The 14,530-nt window shown below is 58.1% G+C and carries 17 protein-coding genes; all 17 read right to left on the reverse strand.

All coding sequences use genetic code 11. The features are described 5' to 3' along the window. On the reverse strand, positions 1–508 hold a 508-nt coding region (locus BN871_RS27545; RefSeq protein WP_157060238.1), incomplete at its 3' end, for a response regulator. Between the two features lie 29 nt (positions 509–537). Continuing rightward, positions 538–1,407, reverse strand: coding sequence for a MinD/ParA family protein (locus BN871_RS07640; protein WP_021879155.1), 870 nt, complete (start codon positions 1,405–1,407; stop codon positions 538–540). Further along, complete coding sequence (flhF, locus tag BN871_RS07645; protein WP_069202431.1) at positions 1,400–2,767, reverse strand: flagellar biosynthesis protein FlhF; 1,368 nt, start codon at positions 2,765–2,767, stop codon at positions 1,400–1,402. Before flhF ends, BN871_RS07640 begins: the two co-directional genes overlap by 8 nt. Next, complete coding sequence (gene flhA / locus BN871_RS07650; RefSeq protein WP_021879157.1) at positions 2,764–4,797, reverse strand: flagellar biosynthesis protein FlhA; 2,034 nt, start codon at positions 4,795–4,797, stop codon at positions 2,764–2,766. Before flhA ends, flhF begins: the two co-directional genes overlap by 4 nt. 23 nt (positions 4,798–4,820) lie before the next feature. Continuing rightward, a complete protein-coding gene (flhB, locus tag BN871_RS07655; protein ID WP_048745244.1) occupies positions 4,821–5,915 on the reverse strand; it encodes a flagellar biosynthesis protein FlhB in 1,095 nt (364 codons plus the stop codon). 14 nt (positions 5,916–5,929) lie between these two features. After that, the gene (gene fliR, locus BN871_RS07660) at positions 5,930–6,727 is read right to left on the reverse strand and encodes a flagellar biosynthetic protein FliR (protein WP_048745245.1); all 798 of its coding nucleotides are present in this window, start codon (positions 6,725–6,727) and stop codon (positions 5,930–5,932) included. Positions 6,728–6,737: 10 nt separating this feature from the next. Next, on the reverse strand, positions 6,738–7,007 hold the full coding sequence (gene fliQ, locus BN871_RS07665; RefSeq protein WP_021879160.1) for a flagellar biosynthesis protein FliQ: 270 nt from the start codon (positions 7,005–7,007) through the stop codon (positions 6,738–6,740). Positions 7,008–7,031: 24 nt separating this feature from the next. Beyond that, a complete protein-coding gene (gene fliP / locus BN871_RS07670; protein WP_373864538.1) occupies positions 7,032–7,757 on the reverse strand; it encodes a flagellar type III secretion system pore protein FliP in 726 nt (241 codons plus the stop codon). Between the two features lie 23 nt (positions 7,758–7,780). Continuing rightward, on the reverse strand, positions 7,781–8,413 hold the full coding sequence (locus tag BN871_RS07675; protein ID WP_083436309.1) for a flagellar biosynthetic protein FliO: 633 nt from the start codon (positions 8,411–8,413) through the stop codon (positions 7,781–7,783). A 5-nt stretch (positions 8,414–8,418) separates the two neighbouring features. Beyond that, a complete protein-coding gene (locus tag BN871_RS07680; protein ID WP_021879164.1) occupies positions 8,419–8,781 on the reverse strand; it encodes a response regulator in 363 nt (120 codons plus the stop codon). A gap of 24 nt (positions 8,782–8,805) precedes the next feature. Continuing rightward, positions 8,806–10,071, reverse strand: coding sequence for a flagellar motor switch phosphatase FliY (fliY, locus tag BN871_RS07685; RefSeq protein ID WP_048745247.1), 1,266 nt, complete (start codon positions 10,069–10,071; stop codon positions 8,806–8,808). Next, positions 10,061–11,062: a flagellar motor switch protein FliM gene (fliM, locus tag BN871_RS07690; protein ID WP_048745248.1), complete on the reverse strand. Its 1,002-nt coding sequence runs from the start codon at positions 11,060–11,062 to the stop codon at positions 10,061–10,063. Before fliM ends, fliY begins: the two co-directional genes overlap by 11 nt. Positions 11,063–11,098: 36 nt before the next feature. After that, complete coding sequence (locus BN871_RS07695; RefSeq protein WP_021879167.1) at positions 11,099–11,581, reverse strand: flagellar basal body-associated FliL family protein; 483 nt, start codon at positions 11,579–11,581, stop codon at positions 11,099–11,101. Positions 11,582–11,586: 5 nt separating this feature from the next. After that, the gene (locus BN871_RS07700; RefSeq protein WP_021879168.1) at positions 11,587–11,805 is read right to left on the reverse strand and encodes a flagellar FlbD family protein; all 219 of its coding nucleotides are present in this window, start codon (positions 11,803–11,805) and stop codon (positions 11,587–11,589) included. An 89-nt stretch (positions 11,806–11,894) separates the two neighbouring features. Beyond that, complete coding sequence (gene flgG / locus BN871_RS07705; RefSeq protein ID WP_048745249.1) at positions 11,895–12,710, reverse strand: flagellar basal body rod protein FlgG; 816 nt, start codon at positions 12,708–12,710, stop codon at positions 11,895–11,897. A 37-nt stretch (positions 12,711–12,747) separates the two neighbouring features. Further along, on the reverse strand, positions 12,748–13,245 hold the full coding sequence (locus tag BN871_RS07710; protein WP_048745250.1) for a flagellar hook capping FlgD N-terminal domain-containing protein: 498 nt from the start codon (positions 13,243–13,245) through the stop codon (positions 12,748–12,750). A gap of 23 nt (positions 13,246–13,268) precedes the next feature. Continuing rightward, a partial coding sequence (locus BN871_RS07715; protein ID WP_157060239.1) for a flagellar hook-length control protein FliK occupies positions 13,269–14,530 on the reverse strand: 1,262 nt, incomplete at its 5' end.

Here is a 14,530-nt window from a genome sequence, read left to right on the forward strand (position 1 = left end):
CMGGCTTCGCCTGGCCGGCGGCTTCGCCTGCCTGCTTGCGTGCAGGCAGCTCCTTCTTCCCTGCCGCCTCCCGCGCCGGAAGGCGAGGATGGATGAGCCGGCCTCGGAATTGAAGGGCGGTATGCAGCTTCTCCCTCAGCAGGCGTCCGATCGTCTCAATCTCCCCTGGCGGCGAAGCCGGAGAAGGCTTGCGGATGAAATCGAATGCTCCCTGCTGCAGCGCGGCGATCGTGAGCGAAGTATGCTCCTCGCTGATGCCGGAGAACATGATCACCGGAAGCGGACGGCTCTCCATGACCGCCACGAGAGCTTCGAGTCCGTTCATCTCGGGCATCTCCAGATCCATTGTCATGGCATCGGGCGCGAGAAGCCTTGCGGCCTCCAGCGCTTCCTTGCCTGTCGCCGCCGTCCCGGCCACCTCAAAAGCCGGGTCCTTCAGGATCAAATCCCGAATTATGGCGCGCATGAAGGCGGAATCGTCCACGATCAAAATACGGAACTTCTCCATCTCCTCATCTCTCCCATCTAAGCCAAAGGTTAACGTTTCCGACTGAACCACTGCTGTAGAATACCTTTGACGCTGCGATGAGGAAGACTGTCTGCCGGCAAATCGAGGTATTGCCTGGCGATCTGCATGATGCTTCTTGCCGCGTCCGAATCCGGATAAGCAATGAGAAACGGCTTCTGCGTACGGACCGCTTTGCCCACCTTGCCGTCGTCCGCGACGTAGCCGCCGTAAGGAAGGCGGATGCCGAGAAAGCGGTCTGCCGCCATGTCCATCTTGGCCGCCGTATGGCGCCCTTCCTGCTCATCGAAGGCACGATTGACGACTACCCGGAACCGCGTATCCGGCATGCTTCCCGAAACCATCTTGACGAGCGCGTAAGCATCCGTGATGGATGTCGGCTCGGGAGTCGTCACGACGAAGGTTTCGTGGGCCGCCTGGATGAAACGTTCCGACTCCCGTGTCAATCCCGCTCCGGTATCGAACAGGATGAAGTCATATTCTCCCTGGAGCATGCCGAGCTGCTCGTCCGCTTCCTGAAGCTGCCGATCCGTAAGATGAAGCAGCTCCCGGAATCCGGACCCGCCGGCTACGAAATGCAGCCCGGACGGTCCCAGCTGGATGATGTCGCGGATGCTTTTGGCGCCGGTGAACAGATGATAGAGAGAGTATGGCGCCGGAATGCCCATCAGCACGTCCAGATTGGCCATGCCGATATCCGCGTCGATGACGAGCACTTTTCGGCCCAGAGACTGCAGCGCGAGTCCGAAATTCAGACTGAAGTTGGACTTGCCGACTCCGCCCTTCCCGCTCGTCACCGTCAGCAGCCGCGCGTTCTTTTCCATCTGCCCGCCCGTCCGCTCCTTGATCAGGTTGCGAAGCGCCTGGGCCTGGTCACTCATTCGGCTGGTTCCCCAGAAGCAGCTTCACATAACGGTCTGACCGGAACGGCTCGAGATCGTCCGGAACCGTCTGGCCGAAGGCCAGATAAGCCGGCTTCAGCCCGTGGTCCATGATCAGATTGAAGGCCGCGCCGTACACCGTCGTTTCATCCAGCTTGGTGAAAATGACCTTGTCCACCCCGTGCCGGATGAAAGGCTGCGCTACCGCTTCCATATCCGGCGTGCGGGCGGTCAGGCTGAGCACCAGCAGCGTATCCGCATCCTCGCTGCTTCTCAGCAGGCTGTTGACCTCGTGGATCTGCAGCTCGCTGCGGTAATTCCTGCCGGCCGTATCCATGAGCACGGCATCCTTCTGCTCCAGCTGCTGGAATGCCCTTGCCGCCTCCGCGGGGGAGAAGACGACTTCCAGCGGAATTCCCAATATATCCGCATAGGTCCGAAGCTGGTCGACAGCGGCGATGCGGTACGTATCCGCGGTGATCAGGCCGACAGCTTTGCGATGGCGCAAAGTAAGATCCGCCGCCAGCTTCGCGATGGTCGTCGTCTTGCCGACGCCTGTCGGTCCGACGAAATGCAGCACCCGGCTATGCTCAGCCGGTTTCTCTCCCATATATGGCTCCAGCCACATTTGCAAATGCTCTGCGGCTGCCGCCCAAAGAGCTTGAGGATCTTCGCTTAGAAGACTGTAATCCGGCTTGGCCTGCAAGTCGGCCAGAAGCCTTTCCCGCCAAGCGGCCTTGACCTCCTGCGCTTCCAGCCTTTCCATCAGGCTGGACACATGGACCGGCGCCGTTTCGGCGGCCTGGGCGCCGGACAGCTGGCGGATCCAGGTTTTGAGGTCGCGAACTTCCCGGAGCAGATCCGGCTCCATTCCTTGAGAGGCAGGCTCGCGGAAGCCGCTTGCCGGGGCGGCGGCAGCGGAGCCGTTGGAAGCGGCCGCCTTCCCGGCGGATACAGCAGGCTCAGGTGCAGCTTCGCCTGCAAATGCAGGCGGGCTGGCAGCAGGCTTAGCGACCGACTTGTACTTGGCCGCCGCAAGCGAAGCCGGAGCAGACGGGGCTGCCGTAGAAGACAGCGCAGCCGGCTGCCTGGGCGCTGCCTCTGGCTCCGGCGAAGCCGACTGCCTCGAGGCCGCTGCTGCCAACGATTGGAGGGTGTCGGCAAATGCAGGGGATGGCGCCGGCGGGCTGACGGTTTCCGCCGCCGCAACGACCTCGATGCCTTTTTTGCCGAACATGCCGAGGAACCCTCCGGTCTTGATTTCCTTCGTGCTCAAGATGACGGCATCCTTGCCCAAATCTCCTCGGATAAGCGCCATAGCCTCCGGCATGGACGACACGACGTAGCGCTTCACTCTCACAAGCTCACCGTCCCTATGCTCTGAACTTCAATGGAAGGCTCCAGCTCGCTGTAGGACAGCACCGGAATGTCACCCATCACCCGTTCGATCATCTGCCGCAAATACATGCGGATCGTCGGCGAAGCAAGCACGACCGGCTGGTGCCCGGACTGGATCTGCCGATTGACTTGCTCGCTCACCTTATTGCAGATCTGCTGGGTGGCGATCGGATCCATGGCCAGATAGCTGCCATGCTCGGACTGCTGGACGGCTTCGGCGATTTTCTTCTCCAGCGCCGGGCTGACCGTAATGACCCGCATCGAGTTGCCGCCTGCGCTGTACTGCTGCGTAATCTGGCGGGAGAGCGCCTGGCGGGCGTACTCCGTCAATATGTCGGTATCCTTCGAGTACAGCCCGTGGTCGGCCAAAGTCTCGAAGATGCTGACAAGGTCCCGGATCGAGATTTTCTCTTTGAGCAGCTTGGCAAGCACCTTCTGCACATCCCCGATCGTCATGACGGAAGGAATGAGTTCCTCCACGAGCGCCGGGTAGGCTTCCCGCATGTTGTCGATAAGCGCCTTGGTCTCCTGCCTGCCGAGCAGCTCATGCGCATGGCGCTTGATGATCTCGGTCAGATGGGTGGCGACGACCGATGGCGGATCGACGACGGTGTAGCCCGACATCTCGGCCCTTTCCTTGGTCGCCTCGTCGATCCATAACGCCGGCAGTCCGAAGGCCGGCTCCATCGTCTCGATGCCGATGATGGATTCGTCCTCGAAGCCCGGGCTCATCGCCAGATAATGATTCAGGAGCAGGTCGCCGCGAGCGACCGTATTGCCTTTGATCTTGATGATGTATTCGTTCGGCCGAAGCTGGATGTTGTCTCGGATGCGAATCACGGGAACGACAAGCCCGAGCTCGAGCGCGCACTGGCGGCGGATCATGATGATCCGGTCCAGAAGATCGCCGCCCTGCTGCGTATCCGCGAGCGGGATGAGGCCGTAGCCGAATTCGAATTCGATCGGATCCACATGCAGCAGGTTCACGACGCTTTCCGGACTCCGCACTTCCTCGATCTCCTTCTCCTCCACCATCTGCTCCTGCTCTGCGATCGCTCGGCTTTGCTCGCCTTGCATCTTCCACCCCAAGTAGACAAGCAGTCCCGCGATCGGGAACGTGCGGATGATTCCGATAGGGGTGAACAGACCCAGCAGGGCGATGGTGCCGGCCACGACGAACAGCAGCTGCGGATACCGCAGAATCTGGCTGGTCAGGTCATGGGCCAGATTGCCTTCCGAAGCCGCTCTCGTCACAATCAGGCCGGCAGCGGTAGAGATGAGCAGCGCCGGAACCTGACTGACGAGACCGTCGCCGATCGTCAGGATGGAATACGTGTTGAGAGCTTCGGTGAAGCCCATCCCATGCACCGCCATCCCGATGATGAAGCCGCCGAGAAGGTTGATGATGAGGATGATGATCGATGCGATCGCATCTCCCTTGACGAATTTGCTCGCGCCGTCCATCGACCCGTAGAAGTCGGCTTCCCGCTCGATCTTGGAGCGGCGGGCCCGAGCCTGCTGCTCGTTGATCATGCCTGCGTTGAGATCCGCATCGATGCTCATCTGCTTGCCCGGCATGGCATCGAGCGTGAACCTTGCCGCAACCTCCGCGACCCTCTCGGAGCCTTTGGTGATGACGATGAACTGCACGACAACCAAGATCAGGAACACGACAAAGCCGATGGCGACCTGGCCTCCGGCAACCCAGTTTCCGAATGTCTGGACCACCTCGCCCGCGTGGGCATGGACAAGGATGTTGCGGGTTGTCGATACGTTGAGGGCGAGCCTGAACAAGGTCGTAATCAACAGGAGCGCCGGGAAGATGGAGAAATCCAGCGCTTCTTTTGTATTCATCGCTATTAAGAGAATGATAAGAGCGACCGATATGTTGATTACGAGCAGGAAGTCCATCAGAAAAGTAGGGATGGGGATGACCATCATTAGGACAATGCCGATAATCCCTACCAAGATTGCCAGGTCCCTCGGTTTCATGACGAATGCCTCCGCTTACTGAATTAAGATGATTTGCTGCGGCCTTTCAGCTTGTATACATAGGCCAGCACTTCCGCGACCGCTTGGAACAGATCCGGCGGTATGCTGTCCCCGATTTCCGTCCTGTCGTACAAGGCTCTCGCCAGCGGACGGTTCTCCATCGTGACGACTCCGTTCTCCTTCGCGACTTCCTTGATCCTCAAGGCGACGTAATCCATTCCCTTCGCCAAAATGACGGGAGCCTGCATGCGCGTGCCGTCGTAACGGATGGCGATGGCGAAGTGGGTCGGGTTCGTAATGACGACATCGGCCTTGGGCACTTCCTGCATCATGCGCTGAAGCGCCATCTTCCGCTGCCGCTCCTTGATCTTCCCTTTGATGAGCGGATTGCCCTCGCTCTTGATGTATTCATCCTTGATGTCCTGCTTGGACATTCGCAGATTTTTCTCATACTCGTATTTCTGATAGAAATAGTCCGCCGCCGCGATGACGATCATCAGCGAGGCGAATTCGAGACCGAGCTTCAAGGTCAGGCCGGCTGTGAACGTGAAGATGTCTTCGATGGGAGAATGTCCCAGCATGAGAATGCGTCCCCATTCTCCCCAGATCGTGTAGAACACGACCACTCCGACTACGAGCAGCTTGATGATGCTCTTGAAGAATTCCGCGACCGACCGCATCGAGAAGATGTTCTTGAATCCGCTGATCGGGCTCAGTTTCTTGAAGTCGGGCTTGAGCGGCGTCCCCGTAAGCAGAAAGCCTACCTGCACGTAGTTGAATGCCGCAGCCGCCACGAAAGCGAGCAGCAGAATCGGAGCCAGCAGCATGAGCAGCTCCATCATGACGTGATAGAACAGCGACATGACGTTGCCCGAGGTCAGATCCAGAGTGAGCCAGTCGTTGAACAGGCTGCCGAAAATACGGTAGATCCGTTCCTTGTAATACCCGCCGAGAACGAGGAAGCTTCCAATGACGAACAGGATGATGAAAGCGCCGGGAAGCTCGTGGGTTTTGGCGATCTGGCCCTTGTCGCGGGCTTCGCTGCGCTTCTTCGGCGTCGCTTTTTCGGTCTTCTCGCCGTTGAACAGCTGCAGGTCGACTTTGAACCGGAGCCTCATGGCCGTGTCCCTCCTCAAGAGCCTGTCCCGCCTTTGCTGCCGACAGCGTTGAACAGCTCGCCGAGCTTCTCGAACATCAGGCTGAACAAATGCCCGAACAGAACGCCGAGAGACGGCATCAGCAGCATCAGCAGCAGGATGCCGAGCATGATTTTGAGCGGGGCGCCGATGACGAATACGTTGTATTGAGGCGCCGTCCGCGCCAGGAAGCCAAGACCGACATCCGTCAGGAACATGGCTACGACAATCGGCGCCGCGATCTGCAGGGCGAGCAGGAAAGACTGGGAGAACGCCCTGACGAGAAAGTCCGAGATCAAGCCGCTGGAGACATGCTCCATCAGCCCCAGCTTGAGAGGCATCCAGTTGTAGCTGTTCATCAGCGCCTGCAGCATATACAGATGGCCGTTCATCGTCAGAAACAGCAGCGTCAGCACCATATACTTGAGATTGCCGGTAATCGGCGCCGAGGTTCCGCTCAGCGGATCGATGATGTTCGACATGGCGAGACCCATCTGCAGATCGATGAACGCGCCGGCCGTCTGGACGACCGTGAAAAACAGGTAGACGATGAATCCAAGCAGGAGCCCGATCAGGATTTCCTGGATGATGAGCAGGATAAAGCCCGCATCGGCAGCGGCCGTCTGTTTGATTCCGTACGAGAAGTACACAAGAAGCGAAACGGCGAAACCGAGGCCAATCTTGAGCCTCGCCGGCACGGTTCGAGTGGAAAAGACAGGCGCGACTACAAAAAAAGAGGTCATTCGACAAAAAATCAGCAAAAAAATAGGGAAACCGTTAAGAAATTGTTCCATCAGCCTCTGCCTACCCGATATAGTTGTGCAGGTTGTTCAGCAGGTTGTAGGTGAAATCCACCAGCGTGTTCAATATCCACGGACCGAACAGCAGAACCGCGGCCAATACGGCGACGATCTTGGGGACGAACGCCAGCGTCTGTTCCTGGATCTGGGTCGTCGCTTGAAAAATGCTGACGGCCAGGCCGACGACAAGCCCGAGAATAAGCATGGGCGCGCTCGCTTTCAGCATGACGAACATCGCTTGGCCCGCCAGGCCGATGATGAAATTGGAACTCATCGCATTCCCCTCCTTCTTCTGCGGTCATGACGGATTAAAGCTGAGCAGCAGCGACTTGATGACCAAATACCACCCGTCTACGAGGACAAACAGCAGAATTTTGAAAGGAAGCGAGATCATGACCGGCGGCAGCATCATCATCCCCATCGCCATCAGCGTACTGGAAACAACCATGTCGATAATCAAAAAGGGAATGAAGATCATGAATCCCATCTGGAACGCTGTCTTTAGTTCGCTGATCGCGTATGCCGGCACCAGCACCGTAATCGGAATATCCTGATAGGTTTTGGGCTTTTCCGCTTTGGTGTAGTTCAGAAACAGCAGCAGGTCCTTTTCCCTCGTATGCTGGAACATGAACTTCTTCATCGGCACAGCCGCTTTTTCAAGCGCCTCCGTCTGAGTCAGCTCGCCCTTCATATAAGGCTGCAGAGCCGTATCATTCACTTGCGACAGCGTTGGAGACATGACGAACAGCGTCAGGAACAACGCCAGACCGATCAGAACCTGATTCGGAGGCATCTGCTGGGTTCCGAGCGAAGTACGCACGAAACCAAGCACGATGACGATCCGGGTAAAGCTGGTCATAAGAATAAGGAAGGAAGGAGCAACCGTCAGAACGGTCACCATCAATACGATGGATAAAGCGCTCGTTCCTCCGGCGCTATCCCCGCCAATGTTGATATCGATGCCCGGCAGAGGCTCGGCGTAAGCGGCGCTCTGCCAGGCGAGCGACATGGCCAGGACAGTCATCAGCGAAAGCATACGTTTTCTAGTCATTCGTCCCTCAACCGATCCCTGTCTCTAGATTCCTGGAACAGCTGTTCAAGCTCTTCCTGCTGCCTGGATTGCTGCTCGAGCTTTTGATGCAGCAGCTTCTGGAACCGCTTGGCCTCTTCCTTGTCTCCGTCGGCCGAAGCTTGAACAGACCGGTTCCCTTCTCCTGTCTTGCCTTGGATTCTCCGCATCCACTCCCCCAGCGGAACGCCGGTTGCGGCATTGCGCTTCTCCAGCAGCTGGCTGCGGAGGCTGTCCGCTTCTTCCCCTGCCGGGAACCGGTCCAGAAGCGTCACATTCTCGCCGACGCCGACAACATAGATGGTGCCGGCTGTTTCAATGACCTGGATCGACTTGTTCGGTCCGAGCGTCAATCCTCCAAGCTGTTCAAGAGCTCTTGCGCCCCCCATCAGCTGGCTTCGCTTGGACAGCCAGCGAATAAGGAGGGTGATCAATCCGATGACAAGAGCAAGCGAAACCAGCACCCAGACTACGCTGCCCGTCATGCCCCCGCTCGCGAAGTGCGGCACCTCGCTCCCGCCGGAAGGAAGGGCATAATCAATCGTTCCATCAGGCTTCGGCGAAGCGGAAGGAGCGGCCGCCTGAGCCGCCAATCCGGCTAACAATGGCATTTCCGTTACCCAAGCGTCTTCTTGATGGCCTCGATGACCCGGTCAGCCTGGAACGGCTTCACGATGAAATCCTTCGCGCCGGCCTGAATGGCGTCGATGACCATCGCTTGCTGGCCCATGGCCGAGCACATGATGACTTTAACGTTCGGGTCGATTTTCCTGATTTCCTTCAAGGCGGCAATGCCGTCCATCTCCGGCATCGTAATGTCCATCGTGATCAGATCCGGCTTGACTTCCTTGTATCTTTCAATCGCCTGCGATCCGTCCTGAGCCTCGCCCACGACCTCGTACCCGTTTTTAGTCAGAATATCGCGAATCATCATTCGCATGAATGCAGCGTCATCAACGATCAGAATACGGTTTGCCATTTGTCATTTCCTCCCTGGATGCACTTATTGAATTTTGGTCATGCGGTCCCACTGGCTCACGATATCCGTGACCCGGACCCCGAAATTCTCATCGATGACGACAACTTCGCCTTTTGCAATCAGCTTGTTGTTCACCAGAATGTCTACGGGCTCGCCTGCCAGCTTGTCGAGCTCGATGATGGAGCCTTGCGACAGCTCAAGAATATCCTTGATCTGTTTTTGCGTGCGTCCAAGCTCTACGGTTACTTTCAGCGGGATATCGAGGAGCAGGCCGAGATTGCTCTCGTCTCCTTGAGGATATCCCGGCTGGAAACCGGAAAATTGAACCGGCTGGACATTGACGTTGCGGCCTGCCGGAGCGCCGAAAGTCTGCGGACCTTGATTGTGGACAGCAGGCGCGGCGTGCATGTCGGCCATCGGCTGCTGATACGCCGGCTGTTCGTAAACAGGCTGCTGCTGCACAGGCTGTTGATGAACGGGCTGTTCGTGGACAGGCTGCTGCTGGACGGGCTGCTGAGCCGGCGGTTCCGAATGCGGGGCTGCTGAAGCCGCTTCAATCGATGGAGCGGCAGATGCTGCGGCGGCCTCATCCCCGCTTCCGCCCATCAGCGTGTCGACCATCTGCTTGGCGAAGTTGACCGGCAGCAGCTGCATGATCGTCGAATCGATCAAGTCTCCGATCATCAGCCGGAAGCTGACTTTGATGAAGACGTCATCCGGCGGCAGCTGGGCGAGTCCTCCGCCTTGCTCCACATCGAGGATATCGATCCCGGGAGGCGAGATGTTGACCATCCGGTTGAAGATGGTCGACATCGATGTCGCCGATGAACCCATCATTTGGTTCATCGCTTCCTGCACGGCGCTGATATGGATGTCATTGAGCTCCGTCTGGCCGACGTCGCCTTCGCCGCCAAGCATCAGATCGGCGATGACGCCGGCATCCTTTGTCCTGATGACGAGCGAATTGATGCCTTGAAAGCCTTCAACATAGCTGACCGACACCGCGACATGAGGCCGGGGGAATTCGTCGGCGAGGTCTTCCCGCTTGATGAGGGCGACCTGCGGAGTCGTGATATCCACTTTTCTTCCCAGCAGGGTGGACAGCGCGGTAGCCGCGCTTCCGAATGTGATGTTGCCGATCTCGCCCAGAGCATCCTGCTCGATGGAGCTCAGGTATTGGGAGATCTGCGCCTCGCCTGCCGTATCGGAAGGAGCGGCGGAATAACCGTCCGAGCTCTGCCGGAGCAGGGCATCGATCTCCTCCTGGGACAAATAATCCTTACTCGTCATAATCTTCGTCTGCTCCTTCGCTTACGATCTCGTCCACCTGGACGGCAAGGCGGTCGCGGACCGACCCCGGGCTGCCGATGAACTTCAGCTTTTCTCCAACCTTGATATGCAAGCCTTCGCCGACCGGCTTCTTCAAGGAAATGACATCTCCTGCGGCAAGGCTCATGAACTCTCTAACCGTAATGGAGGATTCTCCGAGCTCGGCTATGATCGGCAGCTTCGCTTTATGTACGCGCTGCTCCAGGATCTCCACTTCTTCAGGGGCACGCGACTTCTTCTGGGATACGAACCAGTGATGCACGGACAATCTCGGCATGATCGGCTCGATGACCACATGCGGAATGCACAAGTTGATCATGCCGGTCGTATCCCCGATTTTCGTGCTCAATGAAATCAAAGCGATCGTTTCGTTGGGAGAAACGATCTGCATGAACTGCGGGTTCGTTTCCAGCGAATCCAGCCTCGGCGAAATGTCGTACACCGTTTTCCAGGCTTCCTGCAGGCTTTCGAAGGCACGGCTGAAGATTTTCTCCATGATCATGGTTTCAATCTCCGTGAGCGCCCCGATCTTGGCGGGAGCGGTTCCTGTGCCTCCAAGCAGCCTGTCGACCATGGAATAGGCCACGTTGGGATGGACTTCAAGCACCATCCTTCCTTCCAGCGGCTCCGCCTCAAAGATGTTCAGAATGGTCATTTTGGGAATCGAGCGGATGAATTCGTCGTACGGCAGCTGTTCCACCTGCACGACGCTGATCTGCACAAACGTTCTCAGCTGCGCCGAGAAATAAGTCGTCAAGTATCGGGCGAAGTTTTCATGTATCCGGGTCAAGCTTCGAATATGGTCCTTGGAAAAACGGACTGCCCGCTTGAAATCGTACGCGCGGATCTTCTTCTGGCTTTCTTCCTTCTTCAGCTCCTCCGCATCCATCTCTCCTGACGACAAGGCGGCAAGCAGGGCGTCGATCTCATTCTGGGAAAGCACATCCACCATCACTCTCACCTCCTTCGCTTATCTCACTTGGCCGTCCTAGATTTCCGTCAACGTATAGTCCGTGATGGAAACCTTGATCAGCTTGCCTTTGGGAAGAACTTCATTGATTTGGTTCAGCAGCTTGGCCTCGAGCGCATCCTGCCCGGCCGAGCCTTGCAGCGCCTGGGCTTCCGTATCTGCAAGCGTACGGTTGATGATCGGCTTCACGACGATATCCTTGATCTTGTCGAAGTCTTCCTTCGTCGCCTTTTTGTCCAGCTGGAAAGCGAAGCTCACGAGCAGGAATTTGTTGCCGTCCTTCAGGTTGCGCTTGATATCTTTGAGCTCTGACGTGACCTCGACCCGTTCGTCAGCCGTAAGCGGCTTGACCTTGGCGGCTGCCGCCGTCGTCTTGGCCGCATCCCCTCCCGAAGCCGTTGCGGGCTCCTTCAGGAGCGAGTTGTACAGGATGACCGCCACAACAGCGATCAGCGAGATGGCCAGCAGCGTCGTGATCAGCCAGGGAAGCATTTTTTTCATAGCGCCTATTCCTCCGTATATCCACTCTTATGAGATGAAGCCGCGAGGCCGATGGAGCGGTAGAAATCGGTCATCCGCCCGGCCAGAACGGCAGCCGACTCCACAACGACCATTTTTTTGCCGGTGGTCATCGTCACGAGCGTATCCGGCGTTTCTTCCAGGAGCTCGATCAGCAGGGCATTGATCATCAGCTTGCTGCCGTTGAGCCTTGTTACTTCAATCATGTGAACCCTCCCGCGGCTGCCCGTTGGCGGAACCGATGCGGCCGAGCGGAGCTCGGCCGGCGGATCCAGACTCTACAGGGCTAGATCAATTATCTCTTCAGATTGACGAGCTCTTGAAGAATTTCATCCGATGTCGTAATGATTCGGGAGTTGGCCTGGAAACCGCGCTGCGCAACGATCATTTCCGTGAACTCGCTCGTAAGGTCGACGTTGGACATCTCCAGTTGGCCGGCCACGATGTTCCCTGTTCCGGTCTCCGGATCTCCGGGAGCTCCGATAGCCAGCTCCTCGGCATTGGAATTCACCGTAGAGCGGTAAAGGTTGCCGCCGATTTTTTCCAGTCCGTTCGGATTGGTCACTTTCACGACGCCTATGGTGGCAATGACATCTCCTGTCGTTCCGTCTGCATTGACACCTGTCACCGAACCGTCTTTGCCGATCGTGAAGGCGCTGACTCCAGCCAGCGAAATCGGTTCGCCGTCGGAGCTCAGCACGAGAGCGCCGTCAGCGTTGACCAGCTGTCCCGCGGCATCGACCGAGAAATTGCCGGCACGCGTCAGGTAGAAGCCGTCCTCCATTCCCGCAGGACGGACGGCGAAAAATCCGTCTCCGTCGATGCGCAGATCCGTCGGCACGTTGGTCGTCATGGCGCTGCCCGCCGTGTGCACCGTGTCGATGGATGCCACCGTCACGCCAAGACCGATCTGCTGCGCGTTTTTGCCGCCTCGCGCTCCGTCTTCCGGCTGCGTCGCTCCTGCGACAGTCTGGCTCAGAATATCCTGGAACATGACCCGTCCCGCTTTGAAGCCGACGGTGTTCACGTTCGCAATATTGTTGCCGATGACATCAAGCTTGGTTTGGAAGCCCCGCATGCCGGAAACGCCCGAATACATAGATCTCAACATAATCTATCAACCTCCTAAATGGATGGATACTGCTCGTTCAGGCTCCTGCCGGCTGTTCTCCGGAAGACTCTTCCGGCAACTGTTCCGGAGTCTCTTCCGCCGCATCGGATCGAATGGACTTCAGCGCGTCGATCGGAACATAGTTGCCGCTGGAGACGATATACTGGATGCCGTCCTTGAGCACGACCGAATCGACGAGGCCGCTTTCGGTCGTCAGCTTGCCGGCAGCATCAAAGATGTCCCATTCCGCCTGCTTCCCGATGAGATCGGATGTAAGTCCAAGATTCTGTCCCTGGACGTTGAGCTGTCCGGAAATGTTCGACAGCTGCTCGACAGAGGAGAATTGAGCGAGCTGGGCGATGTAAGTCGTGTTGTCGGACGGATTCATCGGGTCCTGATATTTCAGCTGTGCGACCAGAAGCTGCAGGAAAGCATCCTTGCCGAGCGTGGAGTTGTCCATGCTTGTCGACGCTGCCTTGGAATTCTTTTGGCTCACGAACGGATAAATGGAATTGGCGTTCACGGATGCTGCCATCGTTGATCCCCCTTGAAGCCGGCTTATGCCGTCTCGTTAATTGCCCTGCCGTATCCAAGCTCACGAATGGCGGTTTGGATGACTTCAGCCTCCTGCACGCCCTGATCTTCAAGGCGGTCGGAGCCGTTTCGCGCAAACTGGCCGCCCTGCCCGCCTCCGCCCCGGCTCTGCTGGCCGAATGAAAGCGAGGTCTGAAGCTGGCTCGAGGCCGATACATCAAGCCGGTCAACCTGGAAGCCTTGGTTCTGCAAGGACATTCGGAGCTGGCCCAGCTGGTTCTCGATCGCTTCCCTCGCCGCCGGCGAATCCGCTGCGAACAGCGCCGTCAATTGGCCATTGTGGATTTGGAGCTTGACGTCCACCTGTCCCAAGTTTTCCGGAGTCAGCGTCAGTCTTGCTTCGGTCATGCCGGATGAAGACGAGACATCAAGCTTTTTCAAGACAAGCCCGGCCACCTCCTGGGCAAACCGATGAACGGGCACCTTCACGACCGTTTCCGCACTGTCCGGAACCGCAGCTCCCGGCTGGACATTTCCTGTTGAGACCGCAGCGGCTGACGACGGCTGTTCATTGCTTTCCGCCATGAGCATGGCCGGCTGCACGGCATCGTCCGCCTGAGCGCTTCCGGCAGAGGCGCTTACCGCCGCTCGGATGTGGGCTGAAGAAGCTTCAAGCTTCGCCAGCAGCGTTGTGCCGGAAGCCGGAATTCCTGTCAAAGGAGTCCCTTCAGGCCGGCCGGCCGGGATCGTTCCGCCTGGAGCGGATTTGGCTGGTTGGGGCGCTTCGAGCAGGCTTTGCAGCTTGGTCAGCTGCGCCTGGGTCAGCGACTGGGAATCGACCTTTCCGGATGGCTTGGCGAGAATGTCGGGCAATTGCTGCCTCAGCGCCAGCAGCAGCTCTCCTACTTCCCCTTTGGCAGCTGTCGCTGCGGAAGCGGCTGCGGGCTCATCCCGCTCCTGCTGGCCGCCGCCTGCAAGCTTCCCTGCAGGAGGCGGCTGAATGCCGAGCAGCGCAAGCAGCGCTCCCAGCTCGGAGGCCGCTTGCTGCCAATCCTCGAGCGGAATGGAGCCATCCTCTTCCTTGCCTTCGTATAGCTGATCCAGCAGCTCCTCCAATTTGGCAAGCAGCGGCTCGGCTGCCTGCTCCTCGGAGGAAGCAGCGGCAGGATCGGCTTCTGCTGGCTGCAGAGCTTCCGGGAGCGCTCCGTCTGCCAGAGCAGGGACGCTCGGCTCCGCGCCGTCAGGCTGGGCGGCGGTTGCGCTCAGCGCCATAGCGGCTGCCAATG

The organism is Paenibacillus sp. P22, assembly GCF_000469945.2.
GTDB lineage: Bacteria > Bacillota > Bacilli > Paenibacillales > Paenibacillaceae > Paenibacillus_O > Paenibacillus_O humicus.